We start from the raw sequence: 26,309 nt of genomic DNA on the forward strand, positions 1-26,309 counted from the left end.
GGCGGACGAAATAGCGTCCGGGCATGAAGAAGATCGGCCAGTTCAAGAATCCTGAGGCACGGCAACGGTATTTCGCGGTGTACGACCAGGCGCTGCGGGAATGCCCGCCGCCGGACGAGGTCTTCGACGTCGCCTGCCGCCACGGCACCACTCGCGTCTACCGCTTCGGCGACGGTGAGCGGCCGATCGTGCTCCTGCCGGGTCTCATGGCCACCTCGGCTTGTTACGCGCCGCTGATTCCAGCGCTGGAAGGCCCGGTCTACGCGGTCGACACTCTCGGCGAGGCCGGGCGCAGCGTGCAGACCAGGCCGTTCGCCGACATTCGCGACCGCGCACTCGGCTTCGACGACGTCCTGGCCGGGCTCGGGCTGCGCGACGTCTTCCTGGTCGGCGGCTCGACTGGTGGTTGGCACGCGGTCAATCAGGCCGTCCACGCGCCGGACCGGCTCGCCGCCGTCTGCCTGCTCGACGCGACAACCGTCAGCGCGAAGTTCTCGGCGGCCGCCCAACGGCGTGCGTTGAAAGCGATGGTGCTGAACCGCGACCGCGACTGGCGGCGTTTCGTGGCCTGGTCGGCAGGCGAGGACGTGTTCGGCCAGCCCGCCGCGCAGGTGGTCGTCGCCGGGATTCGGGCCTATCGCGCGCGGATCCCGCTTCAGACCTGCCCGCGCGACGCCGACCTCCGAGCGATCCGGACGCCGGTGCTGGCGCTGTTCGGCGGACGGAGCGTCGTGCACGATTCGGTTGCCGCGGCGGCGAAACTCCGCAGACTGGCGCCGCACGCAGGGGTGGAAATCCTGGAAGAAGCCGGGCATTGCCTCTATCTCCGGCCCGAAGACCGGCGGCGGATCATCGAGGTGATCAGCAAGGCACGCGTTCCGGGCGACGGTCAGCCGCCCGGAACGCGGTCGCTCAGATGAAGCGGGGAACCTCCTTCACCGGTGCGGAAGCCTTGACGTCGTCGTCGAACAGGTCGCTTTGGCGGATCGCCAGCGTGCAGACGACACTGATCACGGTCGTCGCCGCGAGGTAGATCAGGATGCCGGTCGTGCCGGTCCGTCCGGCGAGGTAGGCGAGGATCAGCGGGGTGAGCCCCGAAGCCACGACGCCGGAAAGCTGGTAGACGACCGAAATCCCGGTGCACCGCCGCGAAATCGGGAACAGTTCGGCATAGAACGCCGCTTGCGGGCCGTACATCACCGGGTAGCTGATGCCCAGCACCGCGACGAGAGAGAGCGTGATCAGCACGGGGTTGCCGCTGTGCAGTGCGGCCAGTGCGGGGATCGCCAGCACCAGCGTTGTCACGGCTCCGGTCGTGAAGGTCCGCCGTCGGCCGAAGCGGTCGGAGACTCTGCCGAACACCGGGATGAACACCACCATCACCGCGGCGGCGATCATCACGCCGACCAGCAGCGGTTGCCGGTCCAGTTTCAGCGTTCCGCTGCCGTAGGAGATCACGAAGACCGCCCACGCGTTGAACGCCACGCCCTCGGTGAAGCGGCTGCCCATGCCCAGCAACAAATGTCGCCGGGAGAGCCGGTCGCGGACCAGTTCGACGGCCGGGACGGTGGCGGTGCCTTCCTCGGCCGCCATGGTGCGGAAGGCCGGAGTTTCCATGACTTTGACCCGGATCAACAGGCCTGCCAGGACCAGGACCGCCGAGAGCAGGAAGCCGATTCGCCAGCCCCACGAGAGGAACGCCGCGTCGCTGGTGATCGCGTTGAGCAGGGCCAGCACGCCGGTGCCCAGCGTGAGCCCGATGGCCAGCCCGATTTGCGGGAAACTGCCGTAGAGACCGCGTTTCCCGCGCGGGGCGTATTCGGTGGCCATCAGCACCGCGCCGCCCCATTCGCCGCCGACGGCGACGCCTTGGGCCAGCCGCAGGACGACGAGGATGATCGGCGCGGCCGGTCCGATCATCTGGTAGTCGGGCAGCAGGCCGATGAGACAGGTCGCGGTGCCCATGATGAGCATGGTCGCCACGAGGATCTTCTTGCGCCCGATCCGGTCGCCGAGGTGGCCGAAGACGAAGCCGCCGACCGGACGGGCAAGGAAGCCGAGCGCGAAGGTCGCGAAGGCCAGCACAGTGCCGACCAGGGGATCGGAGCCGGGGAAATAGAGCTTGTTGAAGACGAGTCCCGCGGCGGTGCCGTACAGGAAGAAGTCGTACCACTCGACGGTCGTGCCGAACACGCTGGACGCGACCACCAAGCGGACATCGGTGCTTTTCTCAGGAGTTGTCGCCATTGATAACTCCCGGTGGTCAGAGCGAACGGCGGAAGATGTCTTCGAGCGCGGCCCGGGTGACCGGACGGGGCACGACAGCCAGCTGACGGGTCTGCTTGAGCGTGCCGTCGACGAGGGTGTCGATGTCCTCGTCGCCGTAACCGAACGCGTGCAGTCCCTTCGGCATCTGGATGTCGGCCATCAGCTCGGAGAGCACGTGCGGGAGAGCGTCGGCGCCGTCCGTGGTCGTGAACGTCTGCCCGCCGGACAGCAGATGCGCGGCGTGCAGATGCCGTTCCGGCGACGCGGGATAGGTCCAGCGGAACACCTCGGCGGCGGTCGCGGACACGGCCTGGCCGTGCGGGACCATCGGCATTTCCGGGTAGCCCGCGGCGCGGTACTGCTTCACCGCGCCGGCGATCGGGTAGGCGTTGGCGTGCGGCAGGTGGGTGCCCGCGTTGCCGAAACCGGTTCCGGCGTAGGTGGACGCGAGCGCCATCTGGGTGCGCGCGGTCAGGTCGCGTCCATTGAGGACAGCGGCGCGCAAATGCTTGCCCACCAACGTCAACGCCATCTCGCACCAGACGTCGCTGATCGGGTTGGAGCCGCAGAAAGCCGGTCGTTTCATCGGGTCTTCCGGCGCGGGCTTCGCGTCGAACGCGACGCTGGTGTAGCTCTCCAGCGCGTGCGACAGGACGTCCATGCCGCTGGCCGCGGTCACCTCGGAGGGCAGGCTGATCGTGGTGCGCGGGTCGACGACAGCGAGCGACGGGCGCAGCGACGGGTGGCTCACCCCAGCCTTGAGGTGCAGGCCGAGCAGGTCGACGACGCAGATCGTGGTCGATTCCGAACCGGTGCCCGCGGTGGTCGGGACGGCGATCAGCGGCTTCAACGGCAGCCACGGCCCTTTGCCCGCGCCGATGGGCGGAGTCACGAAGTCGAGCAGCTCGCCGGGGTGCGTGGTCAGCAGGTTGACGGCCTTGGCGGTGTCGATCGCCGAGCCGCCGCCGATCGCGACAAAACAGTCCCATTCCTGCTGGCGGGCGTAGGCGACGGCCTCGTCGATGCTGGCGTCGGTCGGTTCGACGCCGACGCCGTCGAAGATCTCGCTCTTCACCCCGGCCGCGCGGATGGAGTCGAGCGCCCGGTCCGGGATGCCGGTGCCGCGGACGCCGGGGTCGGTGAGGATCAGGCACGACTTGGCCTGCCGGGCGGCCACCTCTGCGCCCAGCTCGTCGAGCGCGCCGGCACCGAACTTCAGCGGGGGCGCTGCCCAGGTGAAGACGCTTTCGTTGCGGGGCATGTCGGTCAAGGAGACCACTCCTCACGTCGATGTTGACAACATGTGGAAGCTATATCCACTATGTGGCGAGCCTTCACGGTAGCCCGAGGACCGCGGCGCTGTGAACCCCCGATTTCCCAGGAGACGCCCATGCCGGCCCGAGTCCGTACGCATTCGGCACTGCAGGAAGCACTCGCGCGGGCGGTGTCCGGCGAGGTCGCCGGCGACCCGGCCACGCTCGCCACCCACTCCACCGACGCGTCGAACTACCGGCACATCCCGCTGCTCGTCGTGCGGCCGCGCAGCGCGGAAGACGTGGTCGCCGCGCTGAAGGTGTGCGCGGAGCACGGCGCGCCGGTCCTCCCGCGCGGCGCGGCGACGAGCATCGGCGGGCAGGCGGCGAACCGCGCGGTGATCCTGGACTTCACCCGGCATCTCAACCGCGTGCTGGACATCGATCCCGCCGCCCGCACCGCACGCGTCGAACCCGGTCTCGTGCTCGACCGGCTGCGCGAACAGGCCGCCGAACACGGGCTCACCTTCGGCCCGGACCCGTCGACGCACAGCCGCTGCACGATCGGCGGCATGATCGGCAACAACGCCTGCGGTTCGCATTCGGTGGCGTGGGGCAAGACGGTCGACAACGTCCGCGCGCTGGAAATCGCCCTCCTCGACGGGACCCGTCTCGAGGTCGGCCCTACCGCACCGGCTGAGTTGGAAGAGTTGTGCGCACGCGAGGATTCGGTCGGCGCGCTGTACCGCGGCCTGCGAGACCTGCGCGACGAATACCTGGCCGACATCCGGCTCGGCTACCCGAAACTGCCCCGGCGGGTCTCCGGGTACAACCTCGAATACCTGTTGCCGGAGAACGGTTTCGACGTCGCCAAGGCCCTGGTCGGCTCCGAAGGAACCTGTGCGACGATGCTGAGCGCGGTCGTCGACCTGGCCCCGATCCCGGCGACGCGCGCCCTTGCCGTGCTGGGCTTCGAGAACAGCATCGCCGCCGCCGACGCGGTCCCTTCGCTGCTCGACCTTCCGGTGCTCACCATGGAAGGCATCGAAGCCGGTCTCGTCGCCGCATTGGATGCCCGGAAACCCGGCGACCGCAGCACCCTGCCGGACGGAACCGCGTGGCTGTACCTGGAAACCGGCGGCGACGACGCGGCGGAGGCGGTGGCGGTCGCCCACCAGGTCGCCGCTCGCGCCCCGCAGGTCGGCGCTACTGCTTTGGTGGTGGAAGATCCTGCTGAGCAACGGAAACTCTGGCGCATCCGGGAGGAAGGCGCAGGTCTCGCGACCCGGCTTGCCGACGGTTCCGAGGCGTGGTCGGGCTGGGAAGACTCCGCTGTCCCGCCGGACCGGCTCGGCGCGTACTTGCGCGAATTCGACCTGCTGCTGGACAAACACGGCCGGAAAGGCGTGGTCTACGGCCACTTCGGCGACGGTTGTCTCCACGTGCGGATCGATTTCCCGATGGCCGCGCCGGAAGCGAAGGAGGCCTATCGGTCGTTCATGGTCGAGGCCGCGGAACTAGTCGTCTCCCACGGCGGCTCCCTCTCCGGCGAACACGGCGACGGCCAAGCCCGAGCCGAACTCCTGCCGCTGATGTTCTCGCCCCGGCTCATGCAGGCCTTCGCCGACTTCAAAGCAGCCTTCGACCCCGCGAACGGCATGAACCCCGGCCGGGTCGTCGACCCCGCGCCGTTGGACGCCGACCTGCGGACGGTCATTGCCCCGCCAGTCCTACCGACCCGCGCCCGCCTCGCCCTGCACGCCGACGGCGGCGACCTGGCCGCGGCGTCGCGTCGATGCGTGGGCGTGGGCAAATGCGTGTCCGAGTCGGGCGGGATGATGTGCCCGAGCTACCGCGCCACCGGCAAGGAGGAACACTCGACCCGCGGCCGGGCGCGCCTGCTGTTCGAAATGCTCGCCGGAGACGTCATCGAAGACGGCTGGCGTTCCCCCGAGGTCCGTGCCGCGCTCGACCTCTGCCTCGGCTGCAAAGCGTGCAAGTCTGATTGCCCGGTCGGTGTCGACATGGCTTCTTACCGGACCGAATTCCTCAGCCGCCACTACGAGCGCCGCATTCGCCCGATGTCGCACTACTCGATGGGCGCGCTGCCACGATGGCTCCGGCTGGGCGCCCCCTTCGCCCGCGCGATCAACGCCGTTGCCGGGGGTCCGCTCCGCCCGGTCCTGAACCGCCTCGGCGGAATCGCCGCCGAACGTGAACTGCCGCAGCTCGCTTCGCCGACTTTCGCTTCGTGGTTCCGTCGCCGGGACCCGGTGAGGTCGTCGTCGAAGGTCGTTCTGTGGCCGGACACCTTCACGAACTTCTTCGACCCGCAGGTCGGCCGGGACGCGGTCGCCGTGCTGGAAGCGCTGGGGCACGAGGTGGTCATCCCGGAGCGGACTGTCTGTTGTGGACTGACCTGGCACAGCACCGGCCAGCTGAACACGGCGCGCCGGGTCCTGCGCCGGTCGCTGGATGCGCTCGACCCGTGGCTTCGGGAGGGGATTCCGGTGATCGGCCTGGAGCCCAGCTGCACCGCGACCCTGCGGGAGGACGGGGCTGAGCTGCTGCCGGAGGATTCGCGGACCGCCTTGCTGAAGCGCAGTGTGCGGACGTTCGCCGAGCATCTGGGGGAGCGGGAGCTTCCTGCTTTGAACCAGTCCTCGGCACCGGTGCTTACCCAGGTTCACTGTCACCAGCACGCGGATCTCGGTTATGACGCCGATTCGGCACTGCTCGGGCGGCTGTCGTCGGAGACGCAGGTGCTGCGGGAGGGGTGTTGCGGTCTGGCGGGGAACTTCGGGTTTCAGCGGGGGCATTACGACGTTTCGGTCGCTGTCGCCGAGCACCAGCTGATGCCCGCGTTGCGCGCGGCGTCGGAAGACACAGTGGTGCACGCGGACGGGTTCAGTTGCCGGACGCAGATTCGGCAGTTGTCTGACCGCGAGCCCGCACACCTCGCTTCGCTGACCGCACGCGCCTTGGGCCTCCGCAGCGCATGAGGCGTGGTACGTGAGGGGAACCCTGAGGGAATCAGATTCCCTCAGGGTTCCCCTCACGTACAGCTGGCCTAGCGAGTGAGGCGGTCCGGCGGCAGGAACGGCGCGATCTCCTTCGCCGCCTCGACCGCAAGCGCCCCCAGATCCGGAACCCGATCCTCCGGCAGCCGCACCGTAGGCACCTGGATCACCACAGCCGCCCGCGCAAGACCGCGCTCGTCCAGCACCCCGGCCCCGACGCAGCGCACCCCGGCGACGTTCTCCTCGTTGTCGATGCTGTACCCGCGATCGCGCGTCTCGGCCAGCTCCAGCGCGAGGGCGTCCCGGGTGGCGAGCGTGTGCGACGTCAACGCGGGCAGCTTCTCCGGAAGGCTCGCGAGATAGGACTCCGCGTCGAGGGAATTGGCGAGCATCGCCTTGCCGGAAGCCGTGGCATACAACGGAAACCGCGCGCCGGGATGCTGCTCGAACCGCAACGGGAGCGTCGACTGCGCGCGCAGCAGCACCACCGACTCGGCACCCTCGCGGATCGTGATGTTGACCGACTCGCCGGTGTCCGCGTTGATCCGCTGGATGACCGGCAACGCCAGCTGGAGCCCGTGCACGCGCTGGGCGGCCTGGCCGAGCAGGATGGCTCCGGGGCCGAGGTGGTAGCTGTCGGTGCGGGGGTTGTGCGCGACGAGCCCGTCGGAGCTCAGCGCGCGCACGACCCGGTGCGTCGTGCCCGGCGTGAGGTCCAGTTTGCGGGCGATCGCGGACAGCGTGAGCTCCCCGTCCTCGTCCATGAGGAGCCGCAGGATGCCGAGCGCCCGGCGGATGGCCTGCGTTCCGGCTGGCGGCTGTGCTCCGGTCTGGTTCACCTGGGTTCCGTGTTCTCGCGCTGTCGGGTCAGGCCAGATTAACGCCTGCCGGGCCCGGCGCGGCGCAGCGCACCCGATCCGCGCGTCCGCCGGTCCCCGGCCCGTATCATCGGGAATCGTACGTTCCGCTAACGATGGGCAGGGGAAACGATGTCTGGTCCGTTGGTGCCGGGCGGGATCGGGGAGCACACCAGCTGTCTCCTGGTCAAGCTCGGCCAGGTCGCGTTCCGCCTCGCCGAGGACTGGCTGCACGGGCTGGGCCTGCGGGTCCGCCACTACAGCGTGCTGCAGGCGCTGGCCGACAACGGGCCGATGTCGCAGCTGTCGCTGGGCTCGTACCTGCGGATCGACCCGGCGACGATGGTCAGCAGCCTGGACGATCTCGAGTCGCTCGGGCTGGCCGCGCGCGCCCGCGATCCCGAGGACCGGCGGCGCTACGTCGTCGACCTCAGCGACGCGGGCCGGGAGACGCTGCGCAAGGCGAACACGGTGCTGGCCGACCTCGACCGGCACGTGCTCAGCGACCTTCCGCAGCGTTCCCACGATTCCCTGCACAAGCTGCTCGCCAAAATGAACGAGGGCGCCGTGCTGCCGGGGGAGTTCGACCGGATGCGGGATCAGACCGGGTCGACGAAAATGTCCAGCGCCAGTTCGCCGTCCCCGCGCTGATAGCCGGACAGATCCGTGACGCCCTCGGCGGCGAGCACCTCGTCGTCGATGAAGAGGTTCCCGGTGCATTCGCGGGACGGCCGGGTGAGGATCGCGTACGCGGCGTCGGCCACGATTGACGGCGTGCGCGCTTGGCTCTCGCCGCCGATGATGTTGCGAACCGCGGCGGTGTCGATCAGCGTGCGCGGCCACAGCGAATTCGCCGCGATCCCGTCCGCTTTCAGCTCCTCGGCGAGGCCGACCGTGCAGAGGCTCATCCCGTACTTGGAAAGCGTGTAGCCCAGGTGCGCCCCGATCCACTCGGGGGAGAGGTTCAGCGGCGGCGACAGCGTCAGGATGTGCGCGTTCGCGGCCTTGCGCAGGTGCGGGATCGCCGCCTTGCTGAGCAAGAACGTGCCTCGGGTGTTGATGTCCTGCATGAGGTCGTAGCGCTTCATCGAGAGCGCCTCGGTGCCGGACCGGTCGAGCGCGCTCGCGTTGTTCACGACGATGTCGATGCCGCCGAACTGCTCCGCCGCCGCTTCGGCCGCGGAGAGGACGTCGTCCTCGGACCGCACGTCGCCGACGATCGGCAGCGCCTGGCCGCCGGCCGTTTCGATCTCCTTCGCGGCGGTGTAGACGGTGCCTTCGAGCTTCGGGTGCGGTTCGGCGGTCTTCGCGAGCAGGACGACGTTCGCCCCGTCGCGCGCCGCGCGGGTCGCGATGGCCAGGCCGATGCCGCGGCTGCCGCCGGACATCAGAACGGTCTTTCCGGCGAGAGTCATGACCGGGTCCTTTCGGGTGGGCGGACGTCGTGAGCGCAACATACCATTAGTAGTGCATATGATTTAAGCGGCAAATCCTCACGTCAGGGCACCCGGCGAACGCGGCCAGGCGGCGTCCGGTGACCCGCGCCGTGCGGTGGGTGGCGAACCAGGGCGGGGCGAGATCGCGAACTGTCTCAGCTAACCCCGCCGCAACAGCCGAATCACCGCCTGCTCGATCCGCTCCCGCAGCTCCTCCTCCGCCAGCCCGTCAGCGTCGGCCTTGCGGACCGCCCGGCGGATCGTGGACCGGCGCTCGAATTCCCGCACCACGCGCGGGTCGACATACGAGCGCCGGGCCACGGCGGGAGTGTTGCCGAGTTCCTCCGCGACCTCCTTCATCGCGGCAGTCGCGGCTCTCGCCCGTCCGCGCTGTGAGGTCGGCACCTCCTGCGCGGCGAGCGAGACCGCGGCGAGGACCGTCGCGTGCCAAGTGCGCAGGTCTTTCACCGTGAACTCCTCGCCAGCGAGTTCCTTGAACCGCTCGTTGACGTCGCTGGCGTGCAGTTCGTGCCAGCCGTCGGCAGTGCGGTAGACGAACAGGCGGGAAGTGCCGGTCCGGCAGCGGCGGAGCGACTTGAGGACGGCGGCGAGTTCGGCGTCGTGGATGCTCAGCGACCGGACGAGGCCGCTTTTGGCGGGTAGCAGAAGGTCAGCTCGGCACCGCTGATTTTCACGTGTTCGCGCAGCAGCGTGGTCGCGCCGTGGGAACCGTTGGTTTCGGCGTACTCCTCGCCGCCGCTGCGGAACACGCCCCGGTCGATCATCCGCAGGGCGGCGGCGGAGATCCGCAGGCGGTCGAGGTGTCGTCGGCTCAGGTACTTCTGGACGGCGGCGCGGACGTTGGGCAGTTCTCCGGCCAGGGCGAGCACCCGGTCGCGCTTCTCCTCGTCGCGCGCTCGGCGCCATTCGGGGTGGTAGAGGTACTGACGGCGGCCCGCGTCGTCGGTCCCGACGGCCTGGATGTGCCCGGTCGGATGCGGGCAGATCCACACCCGGCGCCACGCGGGCGGGACGACCAGGTCCCGGATGCGCTCCAGGACCTCCGGATCGGTCACCGCGGAGCCGTCCGGCGCGAGGTACCGGAAGCCGCGACCCCGGCGCTGCCGCTTGATGCCTGGCGAGGACAGCTCGCTCCGCCGTAATCGCATGCTCGCGGTTGCCCGCCGCGGCCCGCTTCAAAACCGCAGGTGGACGGCCAATGAGGTTTGCCCGGGGCACCGCGGGTTACCCGGCCCGGGTGCGAGCGATTCCAGGGAGGGCCCGGTCATGACTTCTGCCGTTGCGCGGGACACTTCGCGCCAGTTCGCCGACGCGGGGGAGAGCGTTCGATGACCACCACCGCAGACCAGTCCTTGTGGCTCGCGACCGCCCGGGCGACCAGCCGATCGCCCTTGCGAGGCCGGGAACGCGCCGAGGTCGCCGTCATCGGCGGCGGCATCGCCGGGATGACCACCGCGTTGTTGCTCGCCCGCCGGGGTGTGCGCGTCACAGTCCTCGAAGCGGGGCGCGTCGCCGAAGGGGCCAGCGGCAACAACACCGCCAAGGTCACCGCGCTGCAGTCCACTGTGTACTCAACACTCGTCCGCGAGCACGGCACTGCCACCGCGACGGTCTACGCCGAGGCCGCGCTTGCCGGGGTGGAGCTGGTGGCGGAGCTGGCCGAATCCATCGACTGCGGGCTCCGGAGGCTGCCCGCGGCGACGTTCGCGATGGACGCCGACGAGGTCGACACTGTGCGAGCGGAGTACGAAGCCGCGCAGGAAGCCGGGCTGCCGGTCGAGTGGACGACGACGCTGGATCTTCCGGTGCCGGCGCACGGCGCGGTGCGGCTGCCCGGGCAGATCGCGCTCCATCCGGCCGACTACGTGCGCGGGCTCGCCGACGCCGTTGAAGCAGAAGGCGGCCGCGTGCTGGAGGACAGCCGGGTGCGCAAGGTGAGTTCGGCGTCGCCGTATCGCCTCACGACCGACGACGGCGTGCTTGACGCCGAGACGGTGGTCGTCGCGACGCATTACCCAATTCTCGATCGTGGGCTGTTCTTCCCCCGGTTGGAGGTACAGCGGTCGTACTGCGTGGCCGCGACGCTGCGCTCCGGCACGCTGCCGCAGGAGCTGGCGATCAGCGCCGGGAGTCCATTGTGGTCTTTCGCCTCGTACGACGACCGGCTGATCCTCGGCGGCCAGGGCCATCCGGCGGGCGACCCGGTCGACTTCGCGCGGTACACGGAACTGGGCGAGTTCGCGGCCCGCCACTTCGACGTCGACGAGATCACCCACCGGTGGTCCGCGCAGGATCCGAAGGCCTACGACAGCATCCCGATCGCCGGACCGTACTTCCCGGGCGCGCGGCGGCTGTGGCTCGAAACCGGGTTCGGCAAATGGGGCCTGGCGATGGGAACCGCGGCGGCGGCTGTAATAGCCGACGGGATCACCGACTCGGACAATCCGCATCGGGGCCTCTTTTCCCCGCAACGGATTTCGCTCGGGTCCGCTTCGAAGCTGGTGCAGCAGAACGCGAAGGTGGCGAAGGACTTCATCGGCGACCGGCTCGCTCACGCGGATGCGAAGAGCGCCGACGACATCGCCGTGGACCAGGCGAAGGTGCTTCCGGACGGGAGTGGCCGTAAGGGCGTTTACCGTGACCGCGAAGGAATCTTGCACGCGGTGTCCATGCGCTGCACGCATCTTGGCTGCTTTGTGCGGTTCAATGCTGCCGAGCGTAGTTGGGATTGTCCGTGCCACGGTTCGCGTTTCGACGTCGACGGTGCCGTGCTCGAAGGACCCGCCACTGCGCCGCTGCCCCGCCGGGCTCCGTGAAAATGCACCCCGATTGCCGCGTGTAGGCGGGTGGATCGCGGGCATCCGTGCCGGACTCGCCGGGTAGGCCGCCCGGCTCGAATCCCCGGGGAAGGACGCTGATGTTCCGACACACCAAGCTGCTGCAGTTCGAGGCGAAGCCCGAGAAGCCGGATCCGGTGTACGCGCACAAGCTCCAGGAGTTGATCGGCGGCGCGTTCGGCGAAATGACGGTGACCATGCAGTACCTGTTCCAGGGCTGGAACTGCCGCATCGAGGGCAAGTACAAGGACCTGATCATGGACACCGCTACCGAGGAGATCGGGCACGTCGAGATGCTCGCCACGATGGTCGCGCGGCTGCTGGAGGGCGCACCGGCCACCGCGACGGCGGAGGCGGTGAAGGATCCGGTGATGGCGGCGGTGATCGGCGGGATGGACCCGCAGCAGGCGATCGTAGCCGGCGGCGGCGCGCTGCCCGCAGACTCGAACGGCACGCCCTGGAACGGCAAGTACATCGTCGCCTCCGGCAACCTCCTAGCCGACTTCCGCGCGAACGCGGCGGCCGAGGCGCAGGGCAGGCTGCAGACCGCGCGGCTGTACCAGATGACCGACGATCCCGGCGTGAAGGCGATGCTGCAGTTCAACCTCGCGCGCGACACCGTGCACCAGAAGCAGTGGCTGGCCGCGATCGAAGAGCTGAAGGCCGACGGCCTGGAAAGCGACATCGCGCCGACCGCGTTGTTCGACGAGGAAAACCAGGAGCACAACAACACGGTGTGGCATCTGTCGGACGGCCCGGACGGGGCGAAGGCGGGCTGGAGCTTCGGCGGGGAAGGCATCGAGTACCTCACCGACCCGAAACCGCTCGGCGGCCCCGGCACCGCTCCGAAGCCGGATCCCGCGTTGTATGGGACTTATTCGGCGACGCAGAACGCTAAGGGTTCGTTGAAGGGAAAAGCGAAAGAAGCGAAGAACAAAGCCAAGTGACTGATGCCAGGGGCCCCGGGCAGACCGGGGTCCCTTGGCGTCAGGCCCCGTATCCGCCGTCCACGTCGAGCTTCTGCCCGCTGATGAACCCGGCCCGGTCCGATGCCAGGAAACACACCGCCTCCGCGACGTCCTGCGCACCGCCGAAGGTGCGCAACGGGATGGCGCTCCGGGCCGCCGCAAGGGCGCGCTCGTCGAGGTCGCCACGCGCCATCAGGTCCGCGGCCATGCCGTCGGTGAGCATCCCCGGCCCGACGCAGTTGGCGCGGACGCCGAACCTGCCTTCCTCGGCGGCGAGGGCCCGGGCGGTCGCTTCGATCGCGCCCTTGGGTCCGGCGGAAAGACCGTCGCGGACCGGGTAACGCTTGGTCGCCGCAGTGGTGACCGCCACGATCGAACCCTTGCTGGCTCGCAGCGCGGGCAATGCCGGGTGGACGAGGTTGAAGAAGGCGGCGGCTTCCGCGGTGAGGTGCCTGCCGAAGTCTTCGGGGTCCACTGTGGACAGATGCTGTTGCGGGACGAGCGGTCCGGCGGCGTGGACGAGGGTGTGGATCGCTCCGAAACGTTCGACCACGCTGTCGACGTACGCCTTGCTCTGCGCGGGATCCGTGAGGTCGAGAGAATCGGCCGTCGCGCCGAGTTCGGCTGCCAATTTGTCCGCTGCTTCGTGATTGCTGCGGTAAGTGAAGGCGATCGCGCAGCCGCGTTCGGCGAGGGTCCGGCAGATCGCGGCGCCCAGTCCTCCAGTGCCTCCGGTCACGACCGCGACGCCCGGCTTGCCGTCGAAATCCTTCAAGGGCCGTCTTCTTCCATCAGGCGTGACAAAGCAAGCGCTTGGTGGAGTCTACGAGCCCGCGCCGTGGTGGTCAACTCAAGGAGGTGTCCGCTCAGCCGACGCATGCACTCCGCTCTTCCTTCCGGCGAAGGTACCTTCGCCGCGACCGAGCGCCTGCTGGAAAGGCGTACTCCGAGCCGAGGGAAGTGGAACGTTGACTGATCAGCTGGTGGAGCTGCGGGACAAGGTCGTGTTCGTCACCGGCGCCGCGCAGGGGCAAGGAGCTGAGCATGCCCGGACGGCGGCGCGGTTAGGCGCACGCGTCGTGCTGGCCGACCTGGACGATACCGCCGCGGTGGCGGCAGAGATCGACGGCGCGACACTCTCCGTCGGATTGGACGTGCGCAGCAAGGAAAACTGGGCTGCCGCGATGGAACGTGTGCGCGCCGAGTTCGGCCGGATCGACGTGCTCGTCAACAATGCTGGGTTCTACCGCAAGGCGCCGTTGGAGAGCTTCGAGGAAGACCACCTCGTGCAAACCTTGGGCGTCAACCTGATCGGGCCGGTGCTCGGGATGCAGGCCGTGCTGCCGTTGATGTGCGAACGCGGTGGTTCGATCGTCAACGTCGCTTCGACCGCGGGGTTGACGGGTTTCGCGGGCGGGCTGGGATACAGCGCTTCGAAATGGGGACTGCGCGGGGCGAGCAAATCCGCGGCGAAGGAGCTTGGCGAGTTCGGCATCCGGGTCAACTGTGTCTGCCCGGGCGCGATCGACACGCAGATGATCTCCGAAACGACCCGCGCGGGCGGCGGCGCGGTGGCGGGTCAGCCAATCCCGCGTCCCGGCACGACGGCTGAGGTGGCCGCGTTGGTGGCCTTCCTCGCCAGCGACGCCAGCAGCTACTGCACCGGGCAGGATTTCGTGATCGACGGCGGCCAAACTGCCTGACGACCAGGCTGGCCGGCCCTCCGCAACGAGGGCCGGCTAACCGGCGGCAGGCCCGCCATTGGCCAGCTGCAGCTCAACCGCAGGAAGCTCCGGAACCGCCCGAGGACGCAGCGTGGGGACCCCATTGGCGACCCGCCACACGGTAGCGGCGGCATTGCGCACCTCGGTGATCGTGGAGACCAGATCGAGCGCCCGGGTAGGCCCGCACACCGACAGCGCGAAGTGCCCATCGTCGTCCATCGTGGTGATCGGAGCGGCCACGACAGTCACGCCGTGATGGGTGCCCTGCGCGTCCACCGCCACACCCCCGCGGTCGCGGACCCGGGCGAGATCGCGCAGGAGCTGGCTGCGCGACTGGATGGAGTACTGCGTGGGCGCGTGGCCGAAATGCAGCTCGGGCCAATGATCGGGGGACAGGGTGGCGAGGAGAGCCCGGCCGGGGGCGGTCAGCGGGACCGGCTGCCGGGCTCCGGCGCTCCATTGCCCGGAGGCGGACGGCCACGAGCCGATCCGTTCGAGGTGCATGATCTCGGAACCGACCAGCATGCTCAGGTACACCGTCAGCCCGCTGCGCCGGTGCAGCTCGGCCATGACCGCGACGGCGGCGCGCGGGACGGTGCGCCGGCGGGTGAACTGCGAGCCGAGCTCGAACATTCGCACGCCCAGCGTGTAGGTGAACTCCTTGCGCTCCACCCAGCCGAGTTCGACCAGCCGCTGCAGGATCCGGTGCGCGGACGAGCGCGGGACGTGGGAGCGGCGGGCGAGTTCGGCCAGGGTCAGCGGCCGTTCGCCCACGAAAGACTCCAGCAGCGACGCGACGCGGTCGATCATCGCCGCGGGGGCTTCCTCGATGTGCGCCATTGCAACACCACCTCCAGAGACTGCGTGTGTCAGATTGAGACTACCTGTCAGAATCTGACACATCGGAGTGTAGGCGCATCGACGCTCGGCTGTAAACCGGCTCGCGGACAGAGAAGTGCGCCGTGTCCGGGCAAACCGGGCACGGCGCACCTGCGCGGTCACACTGTCTGGACGATTCGAAGCCGTCCGGCGGCGACTTCGGCCTCGAGGGACTCCTTGAGCCGCGAGCATCCGGCCAGCGCGGGTCCCGGCATCGGCGACGTGCCGAGTTCCGCGCAGGCTTCGACGGCCTCGGCGTTCCACTGCAGGCTCGTCTGGTGCACGGTGCTCTTGCGCACCAGCAGCCGCGCCGCGCAGTGCTGGCACCGCAGCGGCTGCATCGGCACGTCGTCGAGCCGGTTGTCGGTCCTGAGTTCGCTCACGGCGCGGTCTCCGTCGGCTTGGCCTGCCGGGCGATATTGGCCGCGACCTCGTCGTGCCACGCCTGCGTCGGCCGGGTGAGATCCAGTTCGTACTCGAACCGGTCGACCATCTCCGGCCGGATGTCCGCGACGTCGACGTAGAACTGCTCGTACCAGCGGCGCAGCTGGTACACCGGGCCGTCCTCCTCGCACAGCAGCGGGTTGTCGATCCGGGCCTTGTTCTTCCAGATCTCGACGTCCTGCTCGAAGCCGACCTTGATGTAGTCGCCGAGCGCGATCGCCGACGCCATCGCCGCGTCCTCCGGCAGCGACGCCGACTTCTTGACGATGATCCCGTACTGCAGCACGAACGAATCCGCCGAGATCGGGTAGTGGCAGTTGAGCAGCACCGTGTGGTGATCGCCGAATTCGTAGTGATACGTCAGGTCGTCGATCATGAACGACGGGCCGTAATACGACGCGACGGACGTGGTGCCGAGCATTTTCGGCTGTCCCTCGGGCGCGGGGTAGTCGTCGCGGGCGTCGCCGTTCATGTACTGGGTCGCGACGTGGCCTTCGAAGACGTTCTTGAAGTACGTCGGCAGCGATCCGTGCACATAAAAGAAATGCGCCATGTCGACGACGTTGTCGATGATCTCGCGGCAGTTGGTGTTCACGACGGTCGTGTACCAGTGCCAGTCGGTCCACTCGTCGCTTTCCGCGCCCTCGATGCGCGGGATGGCGACCTCCTCGGTCGGCTTCTTGCCCTCCGGGTCGTGCCAGACGAACAGCAAACCGTCCTGTTCCAAGGTCGTCCACGCCCGGGTGCGGGCGAGCATGGGGACGCGTTTGCTGTACGGGATCTGTTTGCACCGGCCGTCGCCGCCCCAGCGCCAGTCGTGGAACGGGCAGGCGATCTCGTCGCCCTTGACCTCGCCCTGAGACAGGTCGCCGCCGAGGTGCCGGCAGTAGGAATCGAGGATATTGATCTTTCCGCTCTCCCCGCGGAACACCACGAGTTTCGTGCCGAAGGCGTGCACGGTGTGCGGTTTCCCGTCGCCGAAATCGCGGACGAGACCGAGGCAATGCCAGCCGCGGGCGAAGCGGGACGGCGCCGAATCCGCTTCGATCAGGCGGATCTCGTCCGGTTGCAGAGAAGTCATCGCGCTCTCCTGAAAAGGGTAGGTGGGGAGCTGTCAGTCCGGTGCGTTCCGGTTTTAACAAGCGCCGGGGCCATGAACCCGGTCACAGTTCACTGACTGGAACGCCGGTGGTGCACGACGTCGGCGGGGCTCCAGATCGCCCGCATGCTCTTGATCCGGCCGCGTTCGTCGAACGTCATGACGTCGATCGGCTCGATCGAGCTGACGAACTCCTCGGTCGTGGTGATCACGCGCAGATGGAAGGCCGCCGTGTCGCCGGACGCGCGGACGGTCAGCAGTTCGGCGGTGAGGGCGAGGCCGTCGAGTTCGCTGTAGAACGCGGCGATGGCCTCGCGCCCTTTGCGGACGGCGCTGCCCGCGGGGTCTTCGACGGTGGCGTCCTCGGCGTAAAGCTCGGCGATCTTGGCCGCGTCGCCCGCTTCGAGCCGGCGCGCGTACTCAGCGACGGTCTGGGTGATCTTGTCGATGGTCAGCATGCGGGGGATGCAAGCACAGCCGGGGCCGGGAAAAAGCCCGAGCAACCGCTTGGTGGGAAGCGACCGGTCTCCCAGTCAGCGAAACGCCCCCGCCTCGCCGCCCTTTCCCCGCCCTACCGTTCCCCGGGACCGCCCGCGCTGAGGTCCGTGAGGGGAACCCTGAGGGAATCAGATTCCCTCAGGGTTCCCCTCACGGACCGGGGCGGCGGGTTGGGCGACGAGGACCAGGAGGCTGGATGTCCACCGAAACGAGTACCGGCCGCGAGGCCGCGCCGGGTTCGCGCGGCAAGCGGGTCCGGGTGACCGACGTCGTGGAGGAGACCGCCGACGCGCGCTCGTTCGTCGTGGAGCCGGTCGGGGACGCCGCGTTCGGCTACCGCGCGGGGCAGTTCCTGACCGTCCGGGTCCCGGACGCCGGAACGGGGTCCGCGCGCTGCTACTCGCTGTCGAGTTCGCCGCACTGCGATGAGGCGATGAAGTTCACCGTCAAGCGCGTACGGGGCGGGCACGGGTCGAACTGGCTGTGCGACACGGTCGCGGCCGGGGACGAACTCGACGTGCTCCCGCCCGCCGGGACCTTCACGCCCGCGTCGCTGGATCAGCCGGCGGTGCTGGTCGCGGGCGGCAGCGGGATCACGCCGGTGATCGCCATCGCGAAGTCGATCCTGTTCGGCGGCAGCGGGAACGTCGTGCTGATCTACGCGAACCGGGACGAGGCGTCGGTGATCTTCGCCGGAGAACTGGCCGCGCTCGAGAGCAAGTTTCCCGATCGCTTCACCGTGATCCACCTCTTGGAGTCACTGCAGGGCTATCCCAGTCGGAACCTGTTGACGGTGCTGCTGCGTCCGTTCGCTGGCCGCGACGTCTACCTTTGCGGTCCGGAGCCGTTGATGGACCTGGCGGCGGACGTCTGCGCCGGAATCCCCGGGACCCGGGTGCACTCGGAGCGATTCCTTTCCCTGCAGCAAGATCCGTTCGCCGACGAGCCGGAGTCCGGGACCGGCGAGGTCGCGTGCACCGTGCGGGCCTCGCTCGACGGGGAGGACCACGTCGTGCCCTGGAACGCCGGGCAGAAACTCCTCGACGCCCTCCTGGCCGCGGGCGTCGACGCGCCGTACTCGTGCCGCGAAGGCGCCTGCAGCGCGTGCGTCTGCGCGTTGACGGACGGAAAGGTGAACCTGGCGCGCAACGAGATTCTCACCGAAGACGACCTCGCCGACGGCTACATCCTGGCGTGCCAGGCGGAACCGGTCAGCGACGAGATCGCCATCGAGTACTGAGGCCGCTGTTCCACTCATCAGGAGACCGGGGCCGATCCGGCTTCCTGGTTGGCAAGCTCGACCCACTGCGAAAATCGAGGAGCCCCCATGCCGAATCCCGTGCTCGACAACATCGAGGCGATCGCCGACGAACTCCGGGCCGCTGCTGAGGAAGGCGAGGCGCTCGGCCGCCTTCCCGACGACATGGCCAAGCGGCTCAAGCAGGCGGGCATCATCCGTTTGCTGCAGCGCAAGAAGTACAACGGCTATGAAGCGCACCCGCGCGAGTTCGCCGAGACGGTCATGAAGACCGCGAGCATCTACGGTTCGGCGGGCTGGGTGGGCGGCATCGTCGGCGTCCACCCGTGGCAGCTGGCCTTCGCGGATCCGAAGGTGCAGGAAGAAATCCTGGGCGAGGACACCGATACCTGGCAGGCGTCGCCGTACATGCCCGCCGGGGTCGCGGTTCCGGCGGACGGCGGTTTCGTGCTGAACGGCCGCTGGCAGTTCTCGTCGGGCACCGACCACTGCGACTGGATCTTTCTCGGCGCGATGCTCGGCGGCCAGGACGGCCAGCCGCTGATGCCGCCGCACAGCATGCACGTGATCCTGCCGCGGTCGGACTACGAGATCATCGACGGTTCCTGGGACGTCGTCGGCCTTCGCGGCACCGGCAGCAAGGACATCGTGGTCAAGGACGCGTTCGTCCCGGCGTACCGGGTGATGGACGCGGACAAAGTCATCGACGGCTCCGCGGCGAGGGAGTACGGCGTCACCGAGACGCTGTACAAGATGCCGTGGTCGACGATCTTCCCGCTGGGCATCACTTCGGCCACCATCGGCATTTGCGAGGGCGTGCTGGCCGCCGGGGTCGAGTACCAGCGCAACCGCGTCGGCGCGACCGGCACCCTCGTCAAGGACGACCCGTACGTGCTGCACGCGCTCAGCGATTCGGCCTCGGAGATCGACGCCGCGCGCCAGCAGCTTCTGTCCAATGTGGACCGGGTCTGGGACAAGGTCGACCGGGGCGAGGAGATCGACTTCGCCACCCGCGCCCAGATCCGCCGCGACCAGGCCCGCGCGGCGTGGCGAGCGGTCCGCGCCGCCGACGAGATCTTCGACCGCGCCGGCGGGAACGCGTTGCGGATGGACAACCCGCTGCAGCGCTTCTGGCGGGACGCGCACGCCGGTCTGCACCACGCGATCCACGTCACCAGCACCACCTACCACGCCGCCGCGCTGGCGTCGCTGAACGTCGAAGTCCCGCAGGGGCCCCTGCGCGTGATGATCTGAGAAAGGAACCCCGTCATGAGCGAAATCAAGGGACTCGGCTACGTCCGGGTCATCGCCACCGACCTGGAGCGCTGGCGCGAACTCGGCTTCGACGTGCTCGGTTTCGCGCCGGGCTTCGGCGAGGAGAAGGACGCGCTGCACTTCCGGATGGACGAGCGTCCGTCCCGGATCACCGTCGAGCACGGTGACGCGGATCGGGTGACGGCGGTCGGGTGGGAAGTGCGGGACGCTCCGGCATTGCGCAGGCTCCGCGCGACTCTCGAAGACGCTGGCGTGGAGTGCACGCCGATGTCGCAGGAACTCGCGGACCGGCGCAAGGTCGAGGCTGGCTTCTCCGCGAAGGATCCGGGCGGCACGCCGCTGGAGTTTTTCCACGGGCCGGTGCTCGAACACAGCCCGGTGGTGACCAAGTACGCCCACAAGTTCGTCACCGGCGCGCAGGGCCTCGGCCACGTGGTCATGCCGACCACCAGCTTCGACGAGTCCTTCGAGTTCTACACCGAGACGCTCGGCTTCCTGTCGCGCGGCGCGTTCCGGATGCCCGGCCCGCCCGAAGCCGGCCCGCTGCGGATCCGGTTCCTCGGGGTCAACCAGCGCCACCACAGCCTGGCGATCATGCCGAGCCTGGAAGGCCGCGACCCCGGCCTGATCCACGTCATGGTCGAGGTCGATTCGCTCGACGCGGTCGGCCGCGCCTACGACCAGGTGCTGGCGCGCGATTTCCCGGTGTCCTCCACGCTCGGGCGGCACACCAACGACAAGATGATCTCGTTCTACGTGCGGGTCCCCGGCGGCTGGGACATCGAGTACGGCTACGGCGGCCAGCCCGTCGACGAAACCTATTACACCGCCGAGGAAATCACCGCGGACAGCTACTGGGGCCACGAATGGCTCTGGATGAAGGAAATGAAGGAAGCGCAGAAGGCCGCCGAGCGCGTGGAAGCCTGAACCGCCTGCCGCACCGAGGGACGGGAACAACGTGGAAAACTCTTTCGACGCAGTCGTCGTCGGGGCCGGGATCGCCGGTCTTTACGCGGTGCACAAACTGCGTGCCCGCGGAATGCGGGTGCGGGGCTTCGAAAGCGCGGCCGGAGTGGGCGGAACCTGGTACCACAACCGGTATCCCGGTGCGCGCTGCGACGTCGAAAGCATCGACTATTCCTACTCGTTCGACGAAGAACTGCAGCAGGAATGGACGTGGAGCGAGCGGTTCGCGGCCCAGGACGAGATCCTGCGGTATCTCGGCCACGTCGCGGACCGGCACGGCCTGCGCTCGGCGTACGAGTTCTCGACCAGGGTGACGGCGACGGTCTACGACGACCGGTCCGGGCGGTGGACGATCAGCACCGACACCGCCCGGACCGTCAGCGCGCGTTTTCTCGTGCTGGCCACCGGTGTTCTGTCGACCACCAATATGCCGGAGATTCCGGGGCGGGACAGTTTCGCGGGCGAGCTGTACCACACGGGTGCCTGGCCGCACCATGGTGTGGAGTTCGAAGGCAAGCGCGTCGGCGTGATCGGGACAGGGTCTTCGGGAATCCAGACGATCCCGGTCGTCGCCGAAACCGCGGCGCGGGTGACGGTTTTCCAGCGCAGCCCCAACTATTCGATTCCCGCGCGGAACCGGCCGCTGACGTCCGAGTTCATCGCGGAAATCAAAGCCGGTTATCCCGAACGGCGGCGGTTGTCGCGGATCAGCGGCGGCGGCACGCCCAACAGCCCGCACCCGCGCGGCGCGCTGGAGGTCGACGCCGCCGAGCGGACCCGGATTTACGACCAGTGGTGGCAGCGCGGGGGATACCTGTTCGCCAAGGCTTTCCCCGACCAGACCACGAATCTCGCGGCCAACGACACCGCGCGCGAGTACGTCGAAGCCAAGATCCGCGAACTCGTGCACGACCCGGAAATCGCGGAACAGCTGATCCCGGACGACCATCCGATCGGCACGAAACGCATCGTCACCGACAGCGGGTATTTCGAGGCGTACAACCGGGAAAACGTCGAACTGGTCAACCTCCGGCGCACGCCGATCACCGAGATCACTCCAGACGGTGTCCGCACGTCGGGCGGTCTGCACGAACTCGACATGCTGATCTTCGCCACCGGCTTCGACGCGATGACCGGTTCGCTGGCCCGCATCGACATCCGCGGCCGGGACGGGCGCACGCTGCGCGAAGAATGGTCGGCAGGCCCGCGCACCTACCTCGGACTGGCGGTTTCCGGATTCCCCAACCTGTTCGTCGTCAACGGGCCGGGCAGCCCGAGCGTGCTGGCGAACATGGTGCTGACCGCCGAACAGCACGTGGACTGGATCGCGTCCTGTGTGGACTATCTCGACGAGCACCGCGCGACGACGATCGAGGCGAGCGAGGACGCCGTCGCGGAATGGGTGGCCACGTGCAACGCCAACGCGGCGGCGACGTTGTTCCCGGCCGCCAACTCGTGGTATCTCGGCGCGAACATCCCCGGCAAACCCCGGGTGTTCATGCCGTATGTCGGAGGGCTCGGCAAGTACCGCGCGATCTGCGACGAGGTCGCGTCCGACGGGTACCGCGGGTTCGTCCTCGACGCTCCCGTCGCCGAGGTGACGGCGATGCTCGCCGGGCTGGCGGACTTCCCGGACGTGACCCAGCACGATCCCGCGGAGTTGCGGGCGCTCATTCGCTCCCGCCGCGCGCCGTTGACGCACCAGCCCGAGATGCGGATCGCGGAGGATCGCGTCATTCCCGGGCCCGACGGTGACCTGAGCCTGCGGATCTATGCGCCGAACCATGAGGGGCCGCTTCCGGTAGTGGTCTTCGCGCACGGCGGCGGTTTCGTGTTCTGCGACCTCGACAGCCACGACGAGTTCTGCCGTTCCATGGCCGATGCGGTCGAGGCCGTGGTAATCGCGGTCGACTACCGGCTGGCCCCGGAACATCCCGGTCCCGCCGCGATGGAGGACGTGTACGCGGCGGTGGTCTGGGCTGCCGAGCACGCCGCTGAGTACGGGGGAGACCCAGCCCGGATCGGCGTAGCTGGCGACAGCGCGGGCGGCAACCTGGCCGCGACAGTGTGCCTCGCGGCGCGCGACCGCGGCGGCCCGCGCATCGCCGCGCAAGTCCTGCTGTACCCGGTGATCGACGACGATTTCGCCACCGAGTCCTACCAGCGTTACGGCGAGGGCTACTACAACACCGAGACCGCGATGCGGTGGTACTGGGCGCAATACGCACCGAACGGAACCGACCGCCCCTACCTGGTGCCGACCCGGGCGGAGTCGCTTGTGGACCTTCCTCCCGCAGTGGTCGCGACCGCGGAGCTGGATCCCTTGTGCACCGCCGGAGACGACTATGCAGCGCGCTTGCGGGACGCCGGGGTAGCAGTCACCGCGCACCGGTTCGAGGGCTTGTTCCACGGCTTCCTGACGATCCCGGCGTTGTCCCTGACCGAACCCGCGCGCGAGAAGCTCTGGCAGATGATGCGGGACCTCCTGGCTTAGGAAGGGTTGATCCATGACGACCGACAAGCTGCGTCCCGTCCCGGCCGCCGCCATCACCGAATGGCACGAGACCGCGGACGTGGTCGTCGCCGGGTACGGCATCGCCGGCGTGTCCGCGGCGATCGAGGCCGCGAGGTCCGGCGCGCAGGTGCTGATCCTGGAACGCACGAGCGGCTGGGGCGGCGCGGCGGCGCTGGCCGGCGGTTTCGTGTACCTCGGCGGCGGCACTCCGCTCCAGCGCGCCCTCGGGTTCGAGGACACGGCGGAGAACATGGAGAAGTTCCTGCTCGCGGCCGTCGGCCCGGGCGCCGATGCGGCCAAGATCGCCGACTACTGCCGCGGCAGCCTGGAACACTACGACTGGCTCGTCGGCAACGGCGTGCCGTTTCGCGAAGCGCTCTGGGACGAACCGGGTTGGGAACCGCCGCACGATGAAGGCCTGGCCTACTCCGGCGGCGAGAACGCGGCTCCGTTCAACGCCGTCGCCAGCCCCGCACCACGCGGACACGTGCCGCAGATGCGCGACAAGCGCACGGGGGAGCGGGGCGGCGGCTACATGCTGATGAAGCCGCTCGCCGAGACCGCCGAAGCGCTCGGCGTGCGGGTTTCCTACGACGTCCGCCTGAGCCGTCTCATCGTGGACGGTTCGCGAGTCGTCGGCGTGCTTGCCCGGCGCTACGGCCGCGAGATCGCCGTCCGGGCGGACCTCGGCGTCGTGCTGGCGACCGGCGGATTCGCCTACTCCGAGCAGATGGTCGCCGATCACGCACCGCGGCTGATCGGCCGTCCCGGTGCTGCTATCGAGGAACACGACGGCGTCGGCATCCTGGCCGCCACCGCGTTCGGCGCGGCGACCGCGCACATGGACGCCACCGAAGTCGCCTTCTTCGGCGACCCGCAGATGCTGGCGCGCGGCATCCTCGTCAACGGCCAGGGCCAGCGCTACGTCACCGAAGACACCTATCCCGGCCGGATCGGCCAGGCAACCCTGTTCCACCAAGACAACCAGGCCTTCCTGGTGATCGACGAACGCGCACACGAGGAAGCCCTCGCGACCGAAACCGCAACGCCGATCTTCCGCGTGCCGCCAACCTGGGCCGCCGAGACCGTCGCCGAGTTAGAGGCCGACATGGGCCTGCCGGAACTGGCGCTGCAGACCACAGTCGAGTTCTACAACACCTATGCCGCGCTTGGCCGAGACCCGCTGTTCGGCAAGAAACCAGAGTGGCTGCGTCCGCTCACCGGCGCAGTCGCCGCCTTCGACCTACGGGGCGCGACCGCCGGATTCCCCCTGGGCGGCTTGCGGACCGACCTGGACTCCCGGGTCCTGCACGTATCCGGCGCGCCAATCCCGGGCCTGTTCGCCGCCGGACGCTGTACAGCAGGCATCTGCACCGGCGGCTACGTCAGCGGCGCTTCACTAGGAGACGGCAGCTTCTACGGCCGCCGGGCCGGACTCGCCGCGGCTAAAGGAGAAGTCGAATGACCAACCCGTCGGACCCCACGCGGATGCGGACCGTCCTGGGCCATTTCGCCACCGGCGTCGTGGCGATCACCGGCATCGACCCGGACACGGGCGCACCGGTCGGCCTGGCGGCGAACTCGTTCACGTCGGTGTCGCTCGACCCGCCGCTGGTCGCGTTCTGCGTGGCCGCGACCAGCACGTCGTGGCCACGAGTGCGTGCCGCGGGCTGCTACGCGATCAGCATCCTGTCCGAATCCCAGGAAGCGGTGTGCCGGAGCTTGGCGGCTCGCGGTGTCGACAAGTTCGCCGGAATCGACTGGACACCGTCGCCTTCGGGCGCCCCGGTGGTCACCGATTCCCTGGCCTGGATCGAAGCGGAACTCGACACCGAACACGCGGCGGGCGACCACACGATCGTCGTCTCCCGGGTTCGGCACCTGCACTCGTCGGACCAAGAGCCACTGGTCTTCTTCCGCGGCCGCTACGGACGCATCAACGTGCCCGCCTGAGAGCGTCCGCTGATCGGGAAGTCCGCCCGACCGGCACCGATCCCGCTGGCAAAGTCGAGCCATGACCGCCGAATCCGCTCCCGAACTCCGCGAACTCCCCACCGAACACGGCGTCCTGCGCTACCGCGAAGCCGGCGACGGCCCGCCGCTGGTGCTGCTGCACGGTTCCGGCCCCGGCGTGACAGGCTGGCGCAACTTCGGCGCCAACCTGCCCACCTTCGCCCCGCACTACCGCACCATCGTGCTGGAGTTCCCAGGCTTCGGCGTCAGCGACGATTTCGGCGCCGCCCACCCCATGCAGTCCGCCAGCACCGCCGTCCGCGCGCTGCTAGACGGTCTCTCACTGGACCGCGTGCGCCTGATCGGCAATTCCATGGGCGGCTTCGTAGCAACGGACTTCGCCCTAGCGTCCCCCGAACGCGTCGAACGCTTGGTCACAATCGGCGGCATCGGCACCCCGATCTTCAGCTCCCAACCAGGAGAAGGCATCGTCCGCCTGAGCGAATTCGTAGAAAACCCCACCCGCGCCGCCCTAATCGCTTGGCTGCGCTCGATGGTCTACGACCAAACCATGGTCACAGAAGAGTTGATCGAGGAACGCTGGACCCAAGCAACAGACCCCGCCACCCTGGAAAACTCCCGCCGCATGTACGGCACTGCAGCCCTAGCCAGCATGGCCGCCACGGCACGCAACGCAGAAACCCCCGCCTGGGCGCAGCTGCGCCGCCTGACCACCCCAACCCTGATCACCTGGGGCCGAGACGACCGCGTAAGCCCGATCGACATGTCCCTGCTCCCCATGCGCACCCTGCCACAGGGCGAAATCCACATCTTCCCGAACTGCGGCCACTGGGTCATGATCGAGCAAAAGGCCGCCTGGGAATCCACCGTCCTAGCATTCCTAAACCGCTGACGCTCCCCAGCCCCTCAAGCGCAACTTGCCCCGCGCCCGGCCCGGCAAACCCAACTTGCCCACCACGCGGGATCGCGCCGGCGTTTGGGGGCTGCCCGGCGTGATAGGCCGAAGGCCCGTCACGC

22 protein-coding genes and 1 pseudogene are annotated in these 26,309 nt (G+C 68.7%); 13 read left to right on the top strand and 10 right to left on the bottom strand.

The genetic code is table 11. The features are described from left to right. The first annotated feature begins 23 nt into the window (after positions 1 to 23). The gene (locus AB5I40_RS44335; RefSeq protein ID WP_370936173.1) at positions 24 to 920 is read left to right on the top strand and encodes an alpha/beta fold hydrolase; all 897 of its coding nucleotides are present in this window, start codon (positions 24 to 26) and stop codon (positions 918 to 920) included. Here the strand turns inward: AB5I40_RS44335 and AB5I40_RS44340 are convergent. Further along, positions 913 to 2,247 (bottom strand): MFS transporter, encoded by a 1,335-nt coding sequence (locus AB5I40_RS44340; RefSeq protein ID WP_370936174.1) that lies wholly within the window; start codon positions 2,245 to 2,247, stop codon positions 913 to 915. The two genes, AB5I40_RS44335 and AB5I40_RS44340, sit on opposite strands and share 8 nt — an antisense overlap. Before the next feature lie 16 nt (positions 2,248 to 2,263). Then, positions 2,264 to 3,529, bottom strand: coding sequence for a hydroxyacid-oxoacid transhydrogenase (locus tag AB5I40_RS44345; RefSeq protein WP_370940725.1), 1,266 nt, complete (start codon positions 3,527 to 3,529; stop codon positions 2,264 to 2,266). 129 nt (positions 3,530 to 3,658) lie between these two features. Here AB5I40_RS44345 and AB5I40_RS44350 point away from each other — a divergent pair, with 129 nt between their 5' ends. Continuing rightward, positions 3,659 to 6,523 carry an FAD-binding and (Fe-S)-binding domain-containing protein gene (locus AB5I40_RS44350; RefSeq protein ID WP_370936175.1) on the top strand — a complete coding sequence of 955 codons (2,865 nt, stop codon included), beginning with the start codon at positions 3,659 to 3,661 and terminating at the stop codon, positions 6,521 to 6,523. A 68-nt stretch (positions 6,524 to 6,591) separates the two neighbouring features. On the opposite strand, the gene AB5I40_RS44355 is transcribed toward AB5I40_RS44350, so the two are convergent. Next, entirely contained in the window at positions 6,592 to 7,380 is a 789-nt protein-coding gene (locus tag AB5I40_RS44355; protein ID WP_370936176.1) for an IclR family transcriptional regulator, read from the bottom strand. 150 nt (positions 7,381 to 7,530) lie between these two features. On the opposite strand from AB5I40_RS44355, the gene AB5I40_RS44360 reads away from it, so the two are divergent. After that, the gene (locus AB5I40_RS44360; protein ID WP_370936177.1) at positions 7,531 to 8,049 is read left to right on the top strand and encodes a MarR family winged helix-turn-helix transcriptional regulator; all 519 of its coding nucleotides are present in this window, start codon (positions 7,531 to 7,533) and stop codon (positions 8,047 to 8,049) included. Here AB5I40_RS44360 and AB5I40_RS44365 read toward each other — a convergent pair. Together AB5I40_RS44365 and AB5I40_RS44370 are read right to left on the bottom strand one after the other, a co-directional pair. After that, positions 7,998 to 8,813: an SDR family oxidoreductase gene (locus AB5I40_RS44365; RefSeq protein WP_370936178.1), complete on the bottom strand. Its 816-nt coding sequence runs from the start codon at positions 8,811 to 8,813 to the stop codon at positions 7,998 to 8,000. The genes AB5I40_RS44360 and AB5I40_RS44365 overlap by 52 nt on opposite strands. A 180-nt stretch (positions 8,814 to 8,993) precedes the next feature. Continuing rightward, a pseudogene (locus tag AB5I40_RS44370) lies at positions 8,994 to 10,003 on the bottom strand (DNA topoisomerase IB). Positions 10,004 to 10,183: 180 nt separating this feature from the next. Here AB5I40_RS44370 and AB5I40_RS44375 point away from each other — a divergent pair. Next, on the top strand, positions 10,184 to 11,671 hold the full coding sequence (locus AB5I40_RS44375; RefSeq protein ID WP_370936179.1) for an FAD-dependent oxidoreductase: 1,488 nt from the start codon (positions 10,184 to 10,186) through the stop codon (positions 11,669 to 11,671). 101 nt (positions 11,672 to 11,772) lie between these two features. Beyond that, the gene (locus tag AB5I40_RS44380) at positions 11,773 to 12,639 is read left to right on the top strand and encodes a manganese catalase family protein (protein ID WP_370936180.1); all 867 of its coding nucleotides are present in this window, start codon (positions 11,773 to 11,775) and stop codon (positions 12,637 to 12,639) included. A gap of 40 nt (positions 12,640 to 12,679) precedes the next feature. Here AB5I40_RS44380 and AB5I40_RS44385 read toward each other — a convergent pair whose 3' ends face one another. Further along, a complete protein-coding gene (locus AB5I40_RS44385; RefSeq protein WP_370936181.1) occupies positions 12,680 to 13,435 on the bottom strand; it encodes an SDR family NAD(P)-dependent oxidoreductase in 756 nt (251 codons plus the stop codon). A 193-nt stretch (positions 13,436 to 13,628) separates the two neighbouring features. Between AB5I40_RS44385 and AB5I40_RS44390 the strand changes: the two genes are divergently transcribed. After that, positions 13,629 to 14,363, top strand: coding sequence for an SDR family NAD(P)-dependent oxidoreductase (locus AB5I40_RS44390; protein ID WP_370936182.1), 735 nt, complete (start codon positions 13,629 to 13,631; stop codon positions 14,361 to 14,363). A 36-nt stretch (positions 14,364 to 14,399) separates the two neighbouring features. Here the strand turns inward: AB5I40_RS44390 and AB5I40_RS44395 are convergent, their stop codons facing one another. From AB5I40_RS44395 to AB5I40_RS44410, 4 genes are all read right to left on the bottom strand, one after another. Further along, the gene (locus AB5I40_RS44395; RefSeq protein WP_370936183.1) at positions 14,400 to 15,224 is read right to left on the bottom strand and encodes an IclR family transcriptional regulator; all 825 of its coding nucleotides are present in this window, start codon (positions 15,222 to 15,224) and stop codon (positions 14,400 to 14,402) included. 158 nt (positions 15,225 to 15,382) lie between these two features. Next, positions 15,383 to 15,646 carry a ferredoxin gene (locus AB5I40_RS44400; RefSeq protein ID WP_370936184.1) on the bottom strand — a complete coding sequence of 88 codons (264 nt, stop codon included), beginning with the start codon at positions 15,644 to 15,646 and terminating at the stop codon, positions 15,383 to 15,385. Further along, a complete protein-coding gene (locus AB5I40_RS44405) occupies positions 15,643 to 16,788 on the bottom strand; it encodes a Rieske 2Fe-2S domain-containing protein (RefSeq protein ID WP_370936185.1) in 1,146 nt (381 codons plus the stop codon). Before AB5I40_RS44405 ends, AB5I40_RS44400 begins: the two co-directional genes overlap by 4 nt. Before the next feature lie 89 nt (positions 16,789 to 16,877). Next, a complete protein-coding gene (locus AB5I40_RS44410) occupies positions 16,878 to 17,264 on the bottom strand; it encodes a nuclear transport factor 2 family protein (RefSeq protein ID WP_370936186.1) in 387 nt (128 codons plus the stop codon). 236 nt (positions 17,265 to 17,500) lie between these two features. Between AB5I40_RS44410 and AB5I40_RS44415 the strand changes: the two genes are divergently transcribed. From AB5I40_RS44415 to AB5I40_RS44445, 7 genes are all read left to right on the top strand, one after another. Continuing rightward, positions 17,501 to 18,544 carry a 2Fe-2S iron-sulfur cluster-binding protein gene (locus tag AB5I40_RS44415; RefSeq protein ID WP_370936187.1) on the top strand — a complete coding sequence of 348 codons (1,044 nt, stop codon included), beginning with the start codon at positions 17,501 to 17,503 and terminating at the stop codon, positions 18,542 to 18,544. 87 nt (positions 18,545 to 18,631) lie between these two features. Then, on the top strand, positions 18,632 to 19,816 hold the full coding sequence (locus AB5I40_RS44420; protein WP_370936188.1) for an acyl-CoA dehydrogenase family protein: 1,185 nt from the start codon (positions 18,632 to 18,634) through the stop codon (positions 19,814 to 19,816). Between the two features lie 15 nt (positions 19,817 to 19,831). Continuing rightward, positions 19,832 to 20,764 carry a VOC family protein gene (locus AB5I40_RS44425; RefSeq protein ID WP_370936189.1) on the top strand — a complete coding sequence of 311 codons (933 nt, stop codon included), beginning with the start codon at positions 19,832 to 19,834 and terminating at the stop codon, positions 20,762 to 20,764. Positions 20,765 to 20,795: 31 nt separating this feature from the next. Continuing rightward, positions 20,796 to 23,297 carry an alpha/beta hydrolase fold domain-containing protein gene (locus AB5I40_RS44430; protein ID WP_370936190.1) on the top strand — a complete coding sequence of 834 codons (2,502 nt, stop codon included), beginning with the start codon at positions 20,796 to 20,798 and terminating at the stop codon, positions 23,295 to 23,297. Between the two features lie 13 nt (positions 23,298 to 23,310). Then, complete coding sequence (locus AB5I40_RS44435) at positions 23,311 to 24,783, top strand: FAD-dependent oxidoreductase (protein ID WP_370936191.1); 1,473 nt, start codon at positions 23,311 to 23,313, stop codon at positions 24,781 to 24,783. Beyond that, positions 24,780 to 25,271: a flavin reductase family protein gene (locus AB5I40_RS44440; RefSeq protein WP_370936192.1), complete on the top strand. Its 492-nt coding sequence runs from the start codon at positions 24,780 to 24,782 to the stop codon at positions 25,269 to 25,271. Before AB5I40_RS44435 ends, AB5I40_RS44440 begins: the two co-directional genes overlap by 4 nt. Before the next feature lie 61 nt (positions 25,272 to 25,332). After that, a complete protein-coding gene (locus AB5I40_RS44445) occupies positions 25,333 to 26,184 on the top strand; it encodes an alpha/beta fold hydrolase (RefSeq protein ID WP_370936193.1) in 852 nt (283 codons plus the stop codon). The last annotated feature ends 125 nt before the right edge of the window (positions 26,185 to 26,309 follow it).

Source organism: Amycolatopsis sp. cg13, assembly GCF_041346965.1.
Classification (GTDB): Bacteria; Actinomycetota; Actinomycetes; order Mycobacteriales; family Pseudonocardiaceae; genus Amycolatopsis.

Bases quoted from the DNA above. Each gene is read 5' to 3' on its own strand.
- AB5I40_RS44345 (WP_370940725.1), bottom strand. From the start codon at position 3,529: ATGCCCCGCAACGAAAGCGTCTTCACCTGGGCAGCGCCCCCGCTGAAG.
- AB5I40_RS44425 (WP_370936189.1), top strand. From the start codon at position 19,832: ATGAGCGAAATCAAGGGACTCGGCTACGTCCGGGTCATCGCCACCGAC.
- AB5I40_RS44405 (WP_370936185.1), bottom strand. From the start codon at position 16,788: ATGACTTCTCTGCAACCGGACGAGATCCGCCTGATCGAAGCGGATTCG.
- AB5I40_RS44420 (WP_370936188.1), top strand. From the start codon at position 18,632: ATGCCGAATCCCGTGCTCGACAACATCGAGGCGATCGCCGACGAACTC.
- AB5I40_RS44410 (WP_370936186.1), bottom strand. From the start codon at position 17,264: ATGCTGACCATCGACAAGATCACCCAGACCGTCGCTGAGTACGCGCGC.
- AB5I40_RS44375 (WP_370936179.1), top strand. From the start codon at position 10,184: ATGACCACCACCGCAGACCAGTCCTTGTGGCTCGCGACCGCCCGGGCG.
- AB5I40_RS44340 (WP_370936174.1), bottom strand. From the start codon at position 2,247: ATGGCGACAACTCCTGAGAAAAGCACCGATGTCCGCTTGGTGGTCGCG.
- AB5I40_RS44335 (WP_370936173.1), top strand. From the start codon at position 24: ATGAAGAAGATCGGCCAGTTCAAGAATCCTGAGGCACGGCAACGGTAT.
- AB5I40_RS44440 (WP_370936192.1), top strand. From the start codon at position 24,780: ATGACCAACCCGTCGGACCCCACGCGGATGCGGACCGTCCTGGGCCAT.
- AB5I40_RS44380 (WP_370936180.1), top strand. From the start codon at position 11,773: ATGTTCCGACACACCAAGCTGCTGCAGTTCGAGGCGAAGCCCGAGAAG.
- AB5I40_RS44360 (WP_370936177.1), top strand. From the start codon at position 7,531: ATGTCTGGTCCGTTGGTGCCGGGCGGGATCGGGGAGCACACCAGCTGT.
- AB5I40_RS44350 (WP_370936175.1), top strand. From the start codon at position 3,659: ATGCCGGCCCGAGTCCGTACGCATTCGGCACTGCAGGAAGCACTCGCG.
- AB5I40_RS44435 (WP_370936191.1), top strand. From the start codon at position 23,311: ATGACGACCGACAAGCTGCGTCCCGTCCCGGCCGCCGCCATCACCGAA.
- AB5I40_RS44365 (WP_370936178.1), bottom strand. From the start codon at position 8,813: ATGACTCTCGCCGGAAAGACCGTTCTGATGTCCGGCGGCAGCCGCGGC.
- AB5I40_RS44415 (WP_370936187.1), top strand. From the start codon at position 17,501: ATGTCCACCGAAACGAGTACCGGCCGCGAGGCCGCGCCGGGTTCGCGC.
- AB5I40_RS44445 (WP_370936193.1), top strand. From the start codon at position 25,333: ATGACCGCCGAATCCGCTCCCGAACTCCGCGAACTCCCCACCGAACAC.
- AB5I40_RS44395 (WP_370936183.1), bottom strand. From the start codon at position 15,224: ATGGCGCACATCGAGGAAGCCCCCGCGGCGATGATCGACCGCGTCGCG.